This is a genomic window from Corynebacterium sp. HMSC059E07 (assembly GCF_001814395.1).
GTDB classification, from domain to species: Bacteria; Actinomycetota; Actinomycetes; order Mycobacteriales; family Mycobacteriaceae; genus Corynebacterium; species Corynebacterium hesseae.
On record NZ_KV816293.1, the window covers coordinates 96,855 to 111,021 of the forward strand.

Here is a 14,167-nt window from a genome sequence, read left to right on the forward strand (position 1 = left end):
TACGCGTTTGGCTTGCCTAGGACGCTAGCGCTCGTCGCTGGCGCCGCATACCGGACTTGAATTTCACCAATCGGCAGTTCGATTCGAGCTGCCTTTCATTTCGCTTTGAGCTTTAGGAGGATTGTCACCATGGCTCTTGCCGTGCGAGTGATCCCGTGCCTTGACGTTGATAATGGCCGCGTGGTCAAAGGCATTAACTTTGAAAACTTGCGTGATGCCGGCGACCCAGTTGAGTTGGCCGCCCATTACGACCGCGTGGGTGCTGATGAGCTGACTTTTCTCGATGTGTCAGCGTCGAAGGACGGCCGCGGTACCATGCTTGACGTCGTACGCCGCACCGCCGATCAGGTCTTTATCCCGCTGACCGTTGGCGGTGGAGTGCGGTCTGTCGACGACGTCCGTGAACTGCTGCGTGCCGGCGCCGATAAGGTCTCCGTCAACTCCTCTGCCATCGCGCGCCCGGAGCTACTGCGTGAGCTTGCGGATGTGTTTGGCTCGCAGTGCATCGTGTTGTCGGTGGATGCGCGCCGTGCTGCAGATTTCCCTAGCGGATTCGAGGTCACCACGCATGGCGGAACGCGTTCTGCGGGCCTCGATGCCGTGGAATGGGCCAAGCGCGGTGAGGAATTGGGTGTCGGCGAAATCTTGCTGAACTCCATGGACGGCGACGGAACCAAGGCGGGCTTTGATATCGAATTGATCGAGGCAGTGCGCGAGAAAGTTTCCGTTCCGATCATCGCCTCCGGCGGTGCGGGAAAGGCCGAGGACTTCCCACCGGCTGTCGACGCTGGGGCAGATGCGGTGCTGGCCGCCAGCATTTTCCACTTCGGAGAAGTGGGGATCTCCGAGGTCAAGCAGGCGCTAGCTGCGGCAGGCAAGGAGGTGCGACAGTGACGAGGAACAGCGACAACCCCACCACCGACCCAACGGCTGTCGGGGCTTATGAGCTGAGTGATGAGATTGCTCAGCAACTTAAGCGCAACGAGTTGGGGCTTGTTCCAGCCATCGTGCAGTCGGAGCGCGGTGAGGTGCTCATGTTGGCGTGGATGGATGACCATGCCTTGGCCTACACGTTGGCGACGCGCCGCGGAACCTACTATTCACGTTCCCGCCGCGAGTATTGGATCAAAGGCCTAACATCCGGCAACACCCAAGAGGTGGTCGGCGCGCGCTTGGATTGCGATGGTGACACCATCCTGCTCACCGTTCGTCAGCGCGGCGGGGCATGCCATACCGGTGACCGGACCTGTTTCGATGCACGTGATCTCTTAGGGGAGGAGAATGATGGCTAAGCGCATTGGGCCCTTGTTGATGTTTGTCGGTGCCATCCTATTGTGGCTGTCTTCCCGCATGACGTGGGTAAAGGCTGCGGTTGAGGATGATAAGGCCGGCTCCAGCGTTGCGGAGCTATCGGGTTCCTTGTGGTCCCTCGAGCTCATCGCGTTGAGCGTTGTGGTCCTCGCTGGCGGTGTTGCGGCCTTCGCGCTACGGCGCACCGGCCGCCGAATCGTATCTGGCCTCACAGCACTTGCCGCGGCGGCTGCGGGATGGCGGCCTGTTGCGTTGCTGACCGCCGGCCCGGAGGCGGAGCGCGCCGAGGAACTGCTGCAGGGAGGCACGAATGATACCTCCGTGGAGTCCACGACCATTTCTGACTGGGCCACGGTGCTCTCCGCGGATGCCTCGACTGCCGGCCCTGTCCTCGCCCTCGTCGGCGCTGCACTCGCGCTCTTTGGTGCGGTCATGGTGGCCAGCAATCCGGGAGGCGATAAGCCCCGCTCCGCCAAATATGAGACACCAGCTGTACGGCAGGAGCGCCTGCAGGAAGATCTAGAAACCTCCCAGGATTCTGGCCGCGTGATGTGGGACGCTTTGGACGCCGATATCGACCCCACAGATCCTCGCACCACCTAGGGGAGGTGGCGGCACGAGCCACCGGCTCGTCTCATCTCCACCACGGGGTGTTGCGCTGATAGAAGGGGACCCCGGATTTCTGGTTGGAGGTAAGAGCGCGCTAGCCTAAGTGTGATCTCGAACTCCATCCTGTTTCTTTCATTGAGTTTCCTTCGGGGAAGGGAGGTGCTCCATGCCTACCCCGATTGCCGTCGATCACCTCGTGGCCGGCGTACTAGCTGATGTCGCCGCGCGGGAGGCCCGCGTTCCCTTCAAGGAAGTAAAGGCGCGTTCCCGAGACATGGATGCCCCGCGCGATGCTGCACAGGCTTTGCTGCGTCCGGGATGCTCTATCATTACCGAAATAAAGCGCGCCGTACCTTATGGCGGTGAAATTGCGCATTTGGAGAGCCCGCAGTCCGTGGCAGCGTTGGCGCATAGCCTGGAGGAAGCCGGAGTGCATGTGATGGCGTGTCAAACGGATCGCCGCCGCTTCCACGGTTCCCTCGAAGACATGCGGGCGGCCCGGTCCGCCGTTGACATACCGATGCTATGCCGCGACACCATCGTCGACCCCTATCAGATCCATGAGGCGCGGTGCTATGGGGCGGATGCGATTCCCCTGCAAGTGGAGCTGCTCGACCAGGCTCGCCTCGAGTCTCTCCTAGACCGCGTGGAATCTCTCGGCATGACCGCCATCCTGGAAGTTCGTACGTGCGCTGAGGTGGATCGCGTCATTAAGGCAGGGGGAACTGTCGTGGCGATCAACGCGTGGTCTTTGGCCTCCGATGCTATTAATCGGGAGGCCTTTTCTACTATTTCGCCGGGTCTTCCTGAGAGCATGACGCGCATCGCGGTGGGTGGGGTCAATAGCCCGCGAAACGTGTTGTCTTATGCTTCTCAGGGCGCTGATGCCATCTTGGTCGGTGAGTCCATCATGGCTGCCCAAGACCCCATGGCCTTGGCGCGTTCTTTGGTGGCTACCGGCCAGCATCCGGCGTGCCCTTCGCGCAGGACCTAGACGCGTTGTAGTGGGCGTTATTTTCAGGCACACTGTTTCCCGTGCAAATTTACAATCTCGCCAACATTCCCTCTCCGCCGCAAGGCGTGTGGCATCTAGGTCCGGTCCCAATTCGCGCTTATGCCATGTGCATCATCGTCGGCATCCTCGTTGCGATGTGGATGACGCTGCGCCGCTATACTGCCCGCGGTGGAAACCCGGATGTGGTGTGGGATGCGGCCTTGGTGGTGATACCGGCCGGAATTATTGGTGGGCGCCTCTACCACGTGATTACGGATAACGAAAAGTACTTCTGTTCCACGTGCAATCCAGTTGATGCGCTGAAGATTACCAACGGCGGCCTCGGCATTTGGGGCGCAGTGGCGCTGGGCGCAATAGCGGTGTGGATCATGTTCAAGGTTAAAGGCATCCCATTGGGGCCATTTGCGGACGCCGTCGCGCCCGGACTTGTCTTGGCCCAAGCTATCGGGCGCTTGGGTAATTGGTTCAATCAGGAGCTCTACGGCCGTGAAACCACGGTTCCGTGGGCCTTGGACATCTACTACCGAGTAAATGACAGCGGCGCGTACGCACCAATCAGCGGACGCTCGACCGGGGAAGTAGTGACCTCAGTGCATCCGACCTTCCTCTATGAACTGCTGTGGAATGTGGCGGTGTGTGTGTTCCTGCTGTGGGCGCACAAGGCGTTCAAACTCGGCCATGGGCGTGTGTTCGCGCTGTACGTTGCCGGATACACGGCGGGGCGCTTCGTTGTAGAAAACATGCGCGCTGATGAGGCCACGCACATCTTCGGGTTGCGCGTCAACGTCATTGTTTCGGTGGTCTGCTTCGTTGTCGCGCTCATCGTGTACTTCCGGTTGCCACGTGGGCAGGAGTCACCGGAGGAAGTGGATCCCGCTCGTTCCGCGGAAGTTGAGAAGAATGGTGGCTCCGCAGGCTTTAATTAGGTACGGCTTTCGTAGCGTCTGCCTGTTTTAGGCGCTGAAAACAGAAAAAGTAGCCGGGATCACACACGGTGTTTTTGAGCTCTTATTCGGAAGCCTGAGGTTCCGAATGATAAGTACGAAATGCCCAGATGTGCCCGGGTATTCCCGTTTGTTGCCGAATATTTGGGGCTTTGCTCAGTCCTGGAGAGCACTCGGGACGAGGCTTGAAAACGCGCTATGAGCGTCATTCGTAGTGGCCGAGACCAGTAAACCGGGGTAGTTTGGGAACCGTTAGAAGCTCCCGATGTGAGTAAGGCATTCCATGTTGGATAGAAGAACCAAAATCGTTTGTACGTTGGGTCCCGCGGTAGCAAGCAAGGAAGGAATCCTTGGCCTCGTTGAAGCGGGCATGGACGTGGCGCGTCTGAACATGTCTCACGGCGAGCACGCGGATCATGAAGCGAACTATCGCTGGGTCCGCGAGGCCACCGATGAGACCGGCCACGCCGTCGGTGTGTTGGCGGACTTGCAGGGTCCGAAGATCCGTCTGGGTCGCTTCATCAACGGTGAAGAGATGTGGAAGGACGGCGAGATCGTCCGCATCACTGTTGAGGACGTGGAAGGCACGCACGACCGCGTGTCCACCACATACAAGAACCTGGCGAAGGACGCGAAGCCGGGTGACCGCCTGCTTATCGACGATGGCAAGGTCGCCGTCGTGTGCAAGGAAGTCGATGGCAACGACGTCGTCTGTGAGGTCACCGAAGGCGGTCCGGTCTCGAACAACAAGGGCGTGTCCCTGCCGGGCATGGACATTTCCGTCCCGGCCCTGTCGGAAAAGGACATCGCAGATCTCCGCTTCGCCTTGAAGCTTGGTGTCGACCTGATTGCTCTGTCCTTCGTGCGTTCCCCGGCCGACGTGGACAAGGTCCACGAGATTATGGATGAGGAAGGCCGCCGCGTTCCGGTCATCGCCAAGCTGGAGAAGCCGGAAGCTGTCGATGCCCTCGAGTCCATCGTGCTGGCATTCGATGCCATCATGATTGCCCGCGGTGACCTCGGCGTCGAGGTGCCGCTGGAGCAGGTTCCGCTGTTCCAGAAGCGCGCCATCCAGATTGCGCGTGAGAACGCCAAGCCGGTAATCGTGGCAACACAGATGCTCGATTCCATGATTTCCAATCTGCGGCCGACCCGCGCGGAGGCGTCCGACGTTGCCAACGCAGTGCTCGACGGCGCCGATGCAGTCATGCTCTCCGGCGAGACGTCCGTGGGCATCGACCCACAGAATGTCGTGCGCACCATGTCCAAGATCGTCGCGAATGCCGAGCAGGGTGGCCGCGTTCCTCCGCTGACGCACGTTCCGCGCACCAAGCGCGGTGTCGTGTCCTACTCCGCACGCGATATCGCTGAGCGCCTTAACGCGAAGGCAATCGTGGCGTTCACCACCTCCGGTGATACCGCAAAGCGCGTGGCTCGTTTGCACTCGCCGCTGCCGCTGCTTGCCTTTACCCCGCATCCGGCCGTGCGCTCGCAGTTGGCTTTGACCTGGGGCGCCGAGACCTTCCTGAGTGAATCGGTGGAGTCCACCGATAACATGATGGAAGCCATCGATGAGGCGCTGCTGGGGATGGATAAGTACAAGGAAGGCGACATGATCGTCGTCATCGCCGGTACGCCTCCTGGAATCTCCGGTAACACCAACATGATTCAGGTCCACGAGCTGGGTCAGACGCTGCGCGATAAGTAGGGCTCTCGCGCAGTAAGGCAACGCCGCCTCACTCGGCCTCTTTCCCGCAATGGCGGAAGGGGGTAATTGAGTGGGGCGGCGCTTTTGCCTTGAAGGAGTCTTGAAGGACTACCCATCTAAGGGTTAATAGGCACTAGCGCGCCTATTAACCCCGTCTACCTAGACGTTGGCGATGGGAGTCGGGGCCAGCTTCCACACCTCGTTGGCGTAGTCGGCGATTGTGCGGTCGGAGGAGAAGCGGCCGGAGTAGCAGATATTAAGCCATGCCTTCTTGGCCCATGCCAGCTCATCAGCGTCATAGTCGGCTGCCATGCGGTCGCGGGTCTCGCGGTAGTCGGCAAAGTCCCCAAGAACGTAGTAGGTGTCTTGGGCATGCTCGCCAAATCCATCGAGCAACGAGGAGCGAAGATCACCAAACATGCCCGCATTTTCAGAGCCCAGCGTGCCATCGGTGAAGGCGTCGAGGACGCGTGCCAAGCCCGGAACCGTGTTGTAGAGCTCACCCGGGTTGTACTCGGCGCGCAGCTGCGGGATCTCCTCGTTGCGGGCACCGAAGATGTAGGCGTTTTCTTCGCCCACTGCCTCGACGATCTCCACGTTGGCGCCGTCCATGGTGCCCAAGGTCAGGGCACCGTTCATCATGAACTTCATGTTGGAGGTACCGGAAGCTTCCTTGCCAGCGACGGAAATCTGCTCGGAGACGTCAGCGGCCGGGATGATGTGCTCGGCGGGGGAGACGTTGTAGTTCTCAACGAAGACCACGTTGAGTACGTCCTTGGTGGCTGGGTCGTTGTTGACCAAGTCACCGATGGCGTTGATGAGCTTGATGATGGCCTTGGCGCGGACATAGCCCGGGGCGGCCTTCGCGCCGAAGATGAAGGTGCGCTTCGGGACGGTCTCGCCGTCGACCTTGATGCGGAAGTACAGGTCCAGGATGTAGAGCGCGTTCATCAGCTGGCGCTTGTACTCGTGCAGGCGCTTAATCTGGACGTCGAAGATGGAATCCGGGTCCACGGTTGCGCCCTGGTGCGCGTCAATCCAGGCGGCGAAATCCTGCTTGTTGGCGCGCTTGATATTGATGAGTTGGCGCAGTACCTTCTCATCCTCTGCCAAAGGAGCCAGCTTCGCCAGCTCAGTCAGATCGGTGACCCAGGCATCGGAGCCAGCTTGTTCTGTGAGCAGGTCGGACAGGCGCGGGTTGCACATGCGCAGCCAGCGGCGCGGGGTCACACCGTTGGTCTTGTTGTTGAACTTCTCCGGCCACAGCTCGTGCCACTCGGAGAGCGTGTCCGCCTTGATGATTTCGGTGTGCAGGGCAGCGACGCCGTTGATGGAGTACGCGGCATAGCAGGCGATCCACGCCATGTGGACGTGGCCGTCGGATACCGGGGCCATGTAGTCGATGCGGCCCTGATCCAAGCCGCGTTGGGCCATGTCCTCGCGGAAGCGGCGGTCGATCTCTTCCACCAGTTCCCAGATGCGCCAGAACAGCTTCTGGAAGATGGACACTTCCCAGCTCTCCAGGGCCTCAGCCAGCACCGTGTGGTTGGTGTAGGCGAAGGTCTCGGTGACGACCTTCCATGCGTCATCCCAGCCCATCCCGTGTTCGTCGAGAAGCAGGCGGAGCAATTCCGGGATGGCCAGCACCGGGTGGGTGTCATTGAGCTGGATGCAGTTGTACTCAGCGAAGCCGGTGAGGTCCTCGCCGTGGTGCTCGATGTAGTTATCGATCATCTGCTGCAGCGAGGCCGATACGAAGAAGTACTGCTGGCGAACGCGCAGGACCTTGCCCTCGTAGGTGGTGTCGTTGGGGTAGAGCACGCGGCAGATATCCATGACACGCTCGCGCTCGACGATGGCCTCGGTGAAGCGCTGCGAGTTGAAAGCATCGTAATCGAATTCATCGATGGGTTCGGACTTCCACAGGCGCAGGGTGCCCACGTTATCGGTGCCATAACCGGTGATCGGCATGTCATAGGGGATGGCGCGCACGTCCATGTCGTCGAAGTGGACTAGGCGCTGCTCGGAAGCGCGGCGAATGATGAAGTCGTAGCCGTTTTCCATCCATGCATCCGGCTCCTCGCGCTGGAAACCGTTGTCGAAGGACTGGCGGAACAAGCCATAGCGGTACAAGAGACCATAGCCGGTCACCGGGTAGTCCTGGGTGACGGCGGAGTCGAGGAAGCAGGCGGCGAGGCGGCCCAAGCCGCCGTTGCCGAGTGCGGCATCGTGCTCGGCTTCGAGGACATCAGCCAACTCGTGGCCCGCAGCCTTAGTAGCGGCGCGGGCCTCATCGACGAGACCGACGTTGGTGAGGTTGTTGAGCAGGGCACGACCCTGCAGGAACTCAGCGGAGAAGTAGTGCTGCTGACGAGTGGCAGCGTAGGCGCTGCGGGTGGCCTCCCAATTGTCTGCAATCTGCTCCATCACCGAGGAGGACAGACCGGACCAAAACTTGCGGTCGGTCGCACGAGAGGGGGAGACGCCGGCTGCGGCGCGAACGTGTCCAGGAACTGCGGATTGGAAATCGGAGTGCTGGGGTTGACTCATGAGAATCCCTTCACTTGAGGCAAATAAATGCGGAAAAATACCAACTCCCAAGCTTAACCAGTTCTGTATGCACCTGCAGACCAGGACACTGACCAACGTTTTACGCAGACCGTGATGTCGAGTGGCGTTGGGTACAGAGGCTTAGCGGCCGAGGAAAGACAGAACGGCGGCGGCCCCGGCGCGAGTGGCCGAGCGCATCGTGGGCTCATAGTCCGGTAGGAAGGTGGCCTGGTGGTTAACGGGCGGGTTGTCGAGGAGGTTTTCCGGTGTGGAGCCGATGAACCAGAAGTAATAAGGCACGCCCCAGGCCTGCGGGAGATAGCAAAAGTCCTCGGAGACGGTGGAGGGCGCGGCGGTGACGGAGAGCTCGCCGAAGACCTCGTCGAAGGCGGCGCGAACAGCCTGGTGAGTGTCAGCATCGTTATCGGTGACCTCGCCGTGAGCGAAGTATTCGAAGGTCGGTGCCGCCGGGCACCCAGACGCCTCGCACTCGGCGCGCACCATGCGCTCGAGGGAAGCATAGACGCGCTCGGCCAATTCCGGTTTGTAATAACGCGTGTTGAGCACTAGCTCGGCGCCACCTGGAATGATGTTGTTCTTATCACCCGAATGTAGCTCGCCCACCGAGATGACGAAGAAGTCATGGGGAGGAACTTCGCGGCCGACGATGGCCTGCAGACGCGTGACCACCATGGCGGCCACATAGGAGGGGTCGATGGCCTCGTGCGGCATGGAGGCGTGCGCCGAGCGCCCCGTGATGCGAATGCGAAGGGAGTCGCAGCCGGCCAGGATGGGGCCGGCGGTGGATTGGACTTGCCCGGCGGGGCCCGGCATGACGTGCTGGCCGAAGCACACATCCGGTGCGGGAACGCGCTCGGTGAGCCCGTCGGCGATCATGTATTTGGCACCCATGGACGATTCTTCGGCGGGCTGGAACAGTGCTAGGAAGGTGCCGCGCCAGGCGTTGCGGTGGGCGTCGAGAATCGCGCACGCGCCGAGCAACGCGGTGGCGTGCACATCGTGCCCGCAGGCATGCATCGCGCCGTTGGTGGAGGCGAAGGGGACGCCGGTTTCCTCGGCTACGGGGAGGGCATCGAAATCGGCCCGCATCAGCGCGGTGGGGCCATCCCCATTGCGGAAGATAGCGACGATACCGTGTCCGCCGATGCCGGTGACGAGTTCACAATCGTAGTTTTCTAGTTGTTCCAGAATCCGCCCGGCGGTGCGTTCCTCTTCATGGGAAAGCTCAGGGTGGGCATGCAGATCCTCGTAGAAGGCCCGTTGCCAGCTGAGATCGACGGAATCGTCCACTAAGAGCTCGGTCAGACGGGAAAGTGTGGGATCTGCCATAGTTACTGTCCTCCAAATTTGGGTAGGGTTACCTACATGCCATTGATTCACTTTGATGTTCTGGTGCCGGATGCCCAAGCCGAGCGTGTGGCCGAAATCTTTAGTACTGCCACCCACAAGCTGGTGGACAATAACTCGCTGGCCTCTGCTGAGGTTACTCGCGTGCACGAGCCCGCACTCCCGGAGGGGCTGGAAGAGCAGCTGCGCCAAACCTACCGGGAGGAGCATGAAGAACGTGACCTCGAAGACGCAAATGTTTACCGCTACGCCATCGACGTCGATGGCGTGAAGGGGTCCGTTAACCAGCTGACCATGGTCCTCGCGCGCCTGTTAACTCCGCATTCGGTCTTGCCGAAGGATCACGTACTGCTGGAGGATGAGCTCGCCCACGAGCGCCCGGCCATCTTCCCGTGGGCGGTGCAGGTAACCCCTTAGTCCTGCAGAGAAGCTTTAGCCCCCCTGCAGAGAGCTAGCTCTGTAGAAAGCTGTGGACGAGGCGTTCGGCTGCGGAGCTCAAGCGCTGGGCGACGTCCCCGCGTTCATCCCCGTCGAGCTCCTCTAGGAGCGCGCCTTGCGGCGCCGGTGCCGTAGCGGAGCCAGCGATGATGCCCAGCGTCGGCGGCCCGGTCATCTCCGCCAGCGTGCCCACGACTTTTCCGGTGAGCGATTGATCGTCGAAACGCCCCTCGCCGGTGAGGACGAGATCGGCCTCGGCGATGCGCGCGGGCAGGTCGAGTGCCTCGGCCACATAGCGCCCGCCGGGAACGATGCGGCAGTGCTCCGCCGTGTCCCACAGTGTGCGTGAGAGCCAGCTTAAGGCGATGGGGATGCCGCCGGCGGCACCCAAGAACTCCGCTTGCGGGTCGGTATCCGTAACCTCGCATAGCTTCAGCATCGCGCCGGCGAGCAGTGCCACCTGTTCGCCCTCGGCGCCCTTTTGAGGGCCGTACATCGTCGCGGCCTGGATGGGCACGGCGCGGGTGTCCGTAACCAAGGTGTAGTCCATCATCGCCGCCTTCATGTTGAGCTGTGCGGTGTCGATGTGATCGAGGTTGACCAGCGGGGCGCCGCCTTTGGGCAGGGCGTAGCCGCGGGAATCGTGGGCGGCGGCGCCGAGCGCGGCGAGGATGCCGAGCCCGCCGTCGATGCTGGCGCTGCCGCCAAGTCCCAAGACGATGTGCTTGGCGCCGCGCGATTCGGCGTCGGCAAGCAGCACTCCCGTGCCATAGGAATCCGCGTGGAGCGGATCGAGGGCGTCGGAGACAGCGGGCAGGCCGGTGGCCGCCGCGACGTCGATGAAGGCCGTGTCACCCACGAGCTGGTAGCTGGCCTCGGTGAGGCGCCCGATGGCATCGGTGGTGGGCAGCGTAATGGTCTGGCCCGCCGTACCGTCGCGGTGAACGGCAGCGCTGGCGAGTACCTCCGCGGTGCCCTCGCCACCATCGGCCATAGGGAGAGTGGTTACCTGTGCCGTAGCGGCGTGCGGGGAGGAGCCGAGGGCGCGGCGCGCGCCCAAAGCAATGGCGGCAGCGGCTTCGGCGGCAGTGGCGGTGCCTTTAAAAGAGTCGGGGGCAACAAGTATGCGCATGCACATGAGTATATGGAAGCGGAAACGGGAAAAAATTTTCGCCCTCTGACCTGCCTTTAATAAATTTCCCCGTACGCTCGTCTTGCAATTTAGGTCGATTGATAGAAAACTAGCGGTTGTTCAACGGAGGACGCACCAGCAGCTAAACACGGTGCCGAATGAAAGGATTGCCATGTCCATCGACCAGCAAATCTCCGACTATTACAGCAAGCTTCTCAAGCGCAATGCTGGTGAACCGGAATTCCACCAGGCGCTCGCTGAGGTCCTGGATTCCCTCAAGATCGTCCTCAACAAGGACCCTCACTACGCTGATTATGGCTTGGTCGAGCGGCTGTGCGAACCCGAGCGCCAGCTCATCTTCCGTGTCCCGTGGGTGGATGACAACGGCCAGATTCAGGTCAACCGCGGCTTCCGCGTGCAATTCAACTCGGCCCTCGGCCCGTACAAGGGCGGCCTGCGCTTCCACCCGAGCGTGAACCTGGGCATCATCAAGTTCCTTGGCTTCGAGCAGATTTTTAAGAACTCGCTGACCGGCCTTCCCATCGGCGGCGGCAAAGGCGGTTCTGACTTCGACCCGAAGGGCAAGTCCGAAGCCGAGGTCATGCGCTTTTGCCAGTCCTTCATGACGGAGCTGCACAACCACATCGGTGAGTACCGCGATGTGCCGGCCGGCGATATCGGCGTGGGCGGCCGCGAAATCGGATTCCTGTTTGGCCAGTACCGCCGCTTAGAAAACAAGCACGAGTCCGGGGTCCTCACGGGCAAGGGGCTGACCTGGGGTGGCTCCCTCGTGCGCACTGAGGCCACCGGTTACGGCCTGGTGTATCTGACCTCGGAGATGATGAAGACCCACGGCGAGTCCTTCGACGGCGCCAAAGTCATTGTTTCCGGCTCCGGCAACGTTGCTATCTACGCCGCCGAGAAGGTTCAGCAGCTCGGCGGAACCGTCGTGGCGATGTCCGATTCCTCCGGCTACATCACGACGCCGAACGGCGTGGACTTGGAGCTGCTCAAAGACATCAAGGAAGTACGCCGCGAGCGCATCTCTACCTACGCCGGCGAGGCTGGCGCGGGCGTGGAGTACCACGAGGGCGGCAACGTATGGGAGATCAGCGCCGACGTTGCCCTGCCGTGTGCGACCCAAAACGAGCTCGACGGCGATGACGCCAAGCTCCTAGTAAAGAACCACATCCGCTACGTTGCTGAGGGTGCAAACATGCCGTGTACCCCGGAAGCCGCGCACTACTTCGGGGAGAGCGGAATCGCCTTTGCGCCGGGCAAGGCCGCGAATGCGGGCGGTGTGGCAACCTCCGCGCTGGAGATGCAGCAGAACGCATCCCGCGACTCCTGGTCCTTCGAGTACACCGACCAGCGCCTGCATGAGATCATGTCCAATATCTTCCGCAACATCGACAAGACCTCCAAGGAATACGGCCTGGAAGGTGACTACGTGGCGGGCGCCAACATTGCCGGCTTCAAGAAGGTGGCCGACGCCATGCTGGCCCAAGGCGTAATCTAGCCGTTTCCTTATCTCTGTATCCGCGCTTAACCTCCTCGCTTGCCGGGGAGGTTTTCGCCATTTCTTCCCGCGTGGGATACGTCGCAGTGTGCGTGCGCTTGGATAGGCTGGTGCCATGTACCGCGTATTTGAGTCCCTCGATGAACTTGTTCGCAATCTGGAACAGGCCTATGCCGTTCCCATGACCTCCAACTGCATGGTTCCGCGCCACGAAATGCTGGCGCTTCTCGACGATCTCCGCAACGCCCTCCCCGTTGAAATGGATGACGCCCAGGACGTCCTAGACAAGCAGGACGAGATCCTCCAGGGTGCTGAGGAGCGCGCGGAGCAGATTATTTCTGAGGCCACCGCCGAGGCCGATGACACCGTTGCCCGTGCGCGTGAGGACTCAGACGCCATGCTTGCCGACGCTCAACACCGCGCCACCACCTTGGTAGCCCAGGCGGAAGATGAGGCCACCAACCTCGTAGAGAACGCACGCTCCGACGCCGAGCGCACCCGCGCCCAGGCGGATGAGGAGTACCAGCGCGCCGTCGCAGCAGGCCAAGCCGAGCAGGACCGTTTGGTCTCCGAATCCGAGGTTGTGCGCCGCGCCGACGATGAGGCGCACCGCATTGTGGAGACCGCGCACTCTGAGTCCAACCGCCTGCGCACCGAGTGCGATGAATTCGTTGACGCCAAGCTCGGGGAGTTCGAGACCACCTTGTCCGATCTCTTGCGTACTGTCAACAACGATCGCTCCGCGCTGCGGCGGGGCGCCGGCGTGCGTTCCCGCGGTGAATCACATGGTGAGGGACGAAGCGCTGTGCGCGAGACCCGGGAGCCTGTGCGCCGTGCGCCGCGTGCGCCCCGTGATTACTAAGCCGAATTGTTGAATTAAGGTGCGGGCAACTACCTAGTGGTGACGCTTCGGCGTAGCCGAAGCGAGGTCGAGTGAAGCGAGGTAGAGTCCTGCGCCGCAGCGCGCGCCTGTTCCGCGCGGCGAATCCGGGCGGCTTCCTTGGCCGGCATGGTGCTTAAGGCTGCGGCCAATCCCGCGGCGACGAGGCCCGGCAGTGCATAAAGCACCCACATAATGCCGAAGTCCGTGCCCGTGGTGTGAGGCTCGGGGATGGGGCCCCAGGCGGCGTCGACAAGCAACAGCACCACATTGACCGCACCGACGGTCAGCATCATCACACCAATCCCCATGCCGGCGGCAGAAAAGGACTCGCGCGCGCTCCACGCGATGAGCGCGGCACACAGCGAGAACAGCGCCGATGAGAGTATGACGATAGGCCCAAAATGCAGGGGAAGAAAGGACACCGCGCCCACGGCCAATCCCGCAAGGGCGCTGGCGAGGGCCGCGCGGTGCAGGGAGAGGCCGGCATCGCCGAAAATGCTGGGGCGGACTCGCGTGATGAGGTGGCGGCAGGTCACTCCTACGACGGTCAGGACCACGGCGGGGACAAGGCACTGCAAGGGAAAGCTGAGCGCGAGTTCACGTGCCGTGGCGCCCAGAGACGCCGTGTCGGTCGCGGTGTAGCTCATGGAGTTTTAGGGCTCTTCCGGTTTCGGGGTGCGTAGCGGGGTG

13 protein-coding genes are annotated in these 14,167 nt (G+C 61.6%); 9 read left to right on the forward strand and 4 right to left on the reverse strand.

The annotated features are described in order from the left end of the window. Positions 1-129: 129 nt before the first annotated feature. From hisF to pyk, 6 genes are all read left to right on the forward strand, one after another. Entirely contained in the window at positions 130-894 is a 765-nt protein-coding gene (gene hisF / locus HMPREF2967_RS05405; RefSeq protein WP_070685350.1) for an imidazole glycerol phosphate synthase subunit HisF, read from the forward strand. After that, positions 891-1,292, forward strand: coding sequence for a phosphoribosyl-AMP cyclohydrolase (hisI, locus tag HMPREF2967_RS05410; RefSeq protein WP_070685352.1), 402 nt, complete (start codon positions 891-893; stop codon positions 1,290-1,292). Before hisF ends, hisI begins: the two co-directional genes overlap by 4 nt. Continuing rightward, entirely contained in the window at positions 1,285-1,914 is a 630-nt protein-coding gene (locus HMPREF2967_RS05415; RefSeq protein ID WP_185963198.1) for a TIGR02234 family membrane protein, read from the forward strand. The genes hisI and HMPREF2967_RS05415 overlap by 8 nt, the downstream gene beginning before the upstream one ends. 172 nt (positions 1,915-2,086) lie before the next feature. Then, a complete protein-coding gene (locus HMPREF2967_RS05420; protein ID WP_070519958.1) occupies positions 2,087-2,914 on the forward strand; it encodes an indole-3-glycerol phosphate synthase TrpC in 828 nt (275 codons plus the stop codon). 41 nt (positions 2,915-2,955) lie between these two features. Next, positions 2,956-3,861: a prolipoprotein diacylglyceryl transferase gene (gene lgt, locus HMPREF2967_RS05425; protein WP_070685354.1), complete on the forward strand. Its 906-nt coding sequence runs from the start codon at positions 2,956-2,958 to the stop codon at positions 3,859-3,861. A gap of 304 nt (positions 3,862-4,165) precedes the next feature. Then, positions 4,166-5,587: a pyruvate kinase gene (gene pyk, locus HMPREF2967_RS05430; protein WP_070520168.1), complete on the forward strand. Its 1,422-nt coding sequence runs from the start codon at positions 4,166-4,168 to the stop codon at positions 5,585-5,587. Between the two features lie 159 nt (positions 5,588-5,746). Here the strand turns inward: pyk and HMPREF2967_RS05435 are convergent, their stop codons facing one another. Then, the gene (locus HMPREF2967_RS05435) at positions 5,747-8,137 is read right to left on the reverse strand and encodes a glycogen/starch/alpha-glucan phosphorylase (RefSeq protein WP_070685361.1); all 2,391 of its coding nucleotides are present in this window, start codon (positions 8,135-8,137) and stop codon (positions 5,747-5,749) included. Positions 8,138-8,278: 141 nt separating this feature from the next. Continuing rightward, entirely contained in the window at positions 8,279-9,487 is a 1,209-nt protein-coding gene (locus tag HMPREF2967_RS05440) for an amidohydrolase (RefSeq protein WP_070685362.1), read from the reverse strand. A gap of 36 nt (positions 9,488-9,523) precedes the next feature. Here HMPREF2967_RS05440 and HMPREF2967_RS05445 point away from each other — a divergent pair, with 36 nt between their 5' ends. Then, a complete protein-coding gene (locus HMPREF2967_RS05445) occupies positions 9,524-9,922 on the forward strand; it encodes a hypothetical protein (RefSeq protein WP_070596871.1) in 399 nt (132 codons plus the stop codon). 34 nt (positions 9,923-9,956) lie between these two features. Here the strand turns inward: HMPREF2967_RS05445 and HMPREF2967_RS05450 are convergent, their stop codons facing one another. Continuing rightward, positions 9,957-11,075, reverse strand: a complete 1,119-nt coding sequence (locus HMPREF2967_RS05450; protein WP_070685365.1) for a glycerate kinase — start codon at positions 11,073-11,075, stop codon at positions 9,957-9,959. 172 nt (positions 11,076-11,247) lie between these two features. On the opposite strand from HMPREF2967_RS05450, the gene gdhA reads away from it, so the two are divergent. Both gdhA and HMPREF2967_RS05460 read left to right on the forward strand, forming a co-directional pair. Next, complete coding sequence (gene gdhA, locus HMPREF2967_RS05455; protein ID WP_070685367.1) at positions 11,248-12,594, forward strand: NADP-specific glutamate dehydrogenase; 1,347 nt, start codon at positions 11,248-11,250, stop codon at positions 12,592-12,594. Between the two features lie 115 nt (positions 12,595-12,709). Continuing rightward, positions 12,710-13,456 carry a DivIVA domain-containing protein gene (locus HMPREF2967_RS05460; RefSeq protein WP_070519973.1) on the forward strand — a complete coding sequence of 249 codons (747 nt, stop codon included), beginning with the start codon at positions 12,710-12,712 and terminating at the stop codon, positions 13,454-13,456. Positions 13,457-13,485: 29 nt separating this feature from the next. On the opposite strand, the gene HMPREF2967_RS05465 is transcribed toward HMPREF2967_RS05460, so the two are convergent. Then, the gene (locus tag HMPREF2967_RS05465; RefSeq protein WP_232770667.1) at positions 13,486-14,124 is read right to left on the reverse strand and encodes a hypothetical protein; all 639 of its coding nucleotides are present in this window, start codon (positions 14,122-14,124) and stop codon (positions 13,486-13,488) included. Between the last annotated feature and the right edge of the window lie 43 nt (positions 14,125-14,167).

Bases quoted from the DNA above. Each gene is read 5' to 3' on its own strand.
- HMPREF2967_RS05465 (WP_232770667.1), bottom strand. From the start codon at position 14,124: ATGAGCTACACCGCGACCGACACGGCGTCTCTGGGCGCCACGGCACGT.
- HMPREF2967_RS05440 (WP_070685362.1), bottom strand. From the start codon at position 9,487: ATGGCAGATCCCACACTTTCCCGTCTGACCGAGCTCTTAGTGGACGAT.
- HMPREF2967_RS05450 (WP_070685365.1), bottom strand. From the start codon at position 11,075: ATGCGCATACTTGTTGCCCCCGACTCTTTTAAAGGCACCGCCACTGCC.
- HMPREF2967_RS05415 (WP_185963198.1), top strand. From the start codon at position 1,285: ATGGCTAAGCGCATTGGGCCCTTGTTGATGTTTGTCGGTGCCATCCTA.
- hisF (WP_070685350.1), top strand. From the start codon at position 130: ATGGCTCTTGCCGTGCGAGTGATCCCGTGCCTTGACGTTGATAATGGC.
- HMPREF2967_RS05435 (WP_070685361.1), bottom strand. From the start codon at position 8,137: ATGAGTCAACCCCAGCACTCCGATTTCCAATCCGCAGTTCCTGGACAC.
- HMPREF2967_RS05445 (WP_070596871.1), top strand. From the start codon at position 9,524: ATGCCATTGATTCACTTTGATGTTCTGGTGCCGGATGCCCAAGCCGAG.
- gdhA (WP_070685367.1), top strand. From the start codon at position 11,248: ATGTCCATCGACCAGCAAATCTCCGACTATTACAGCAAGCTTCTCAAG.
- HMPREF2967_RS05460 (WP_070519973.1), top strand. From the start codon at position 12,710: ATGTACCGCGTATTTGAGTCCCTCGATGAACTTGTTCGCAATCTGGAA.
- HMPREF2967_RS05420 (WP_070519958.1), top strand. From the start codon at position 2,087: ATGCCTACCCCGATTGCCGTCGATCACCTCGTGGCCGGCGTACTAGCT.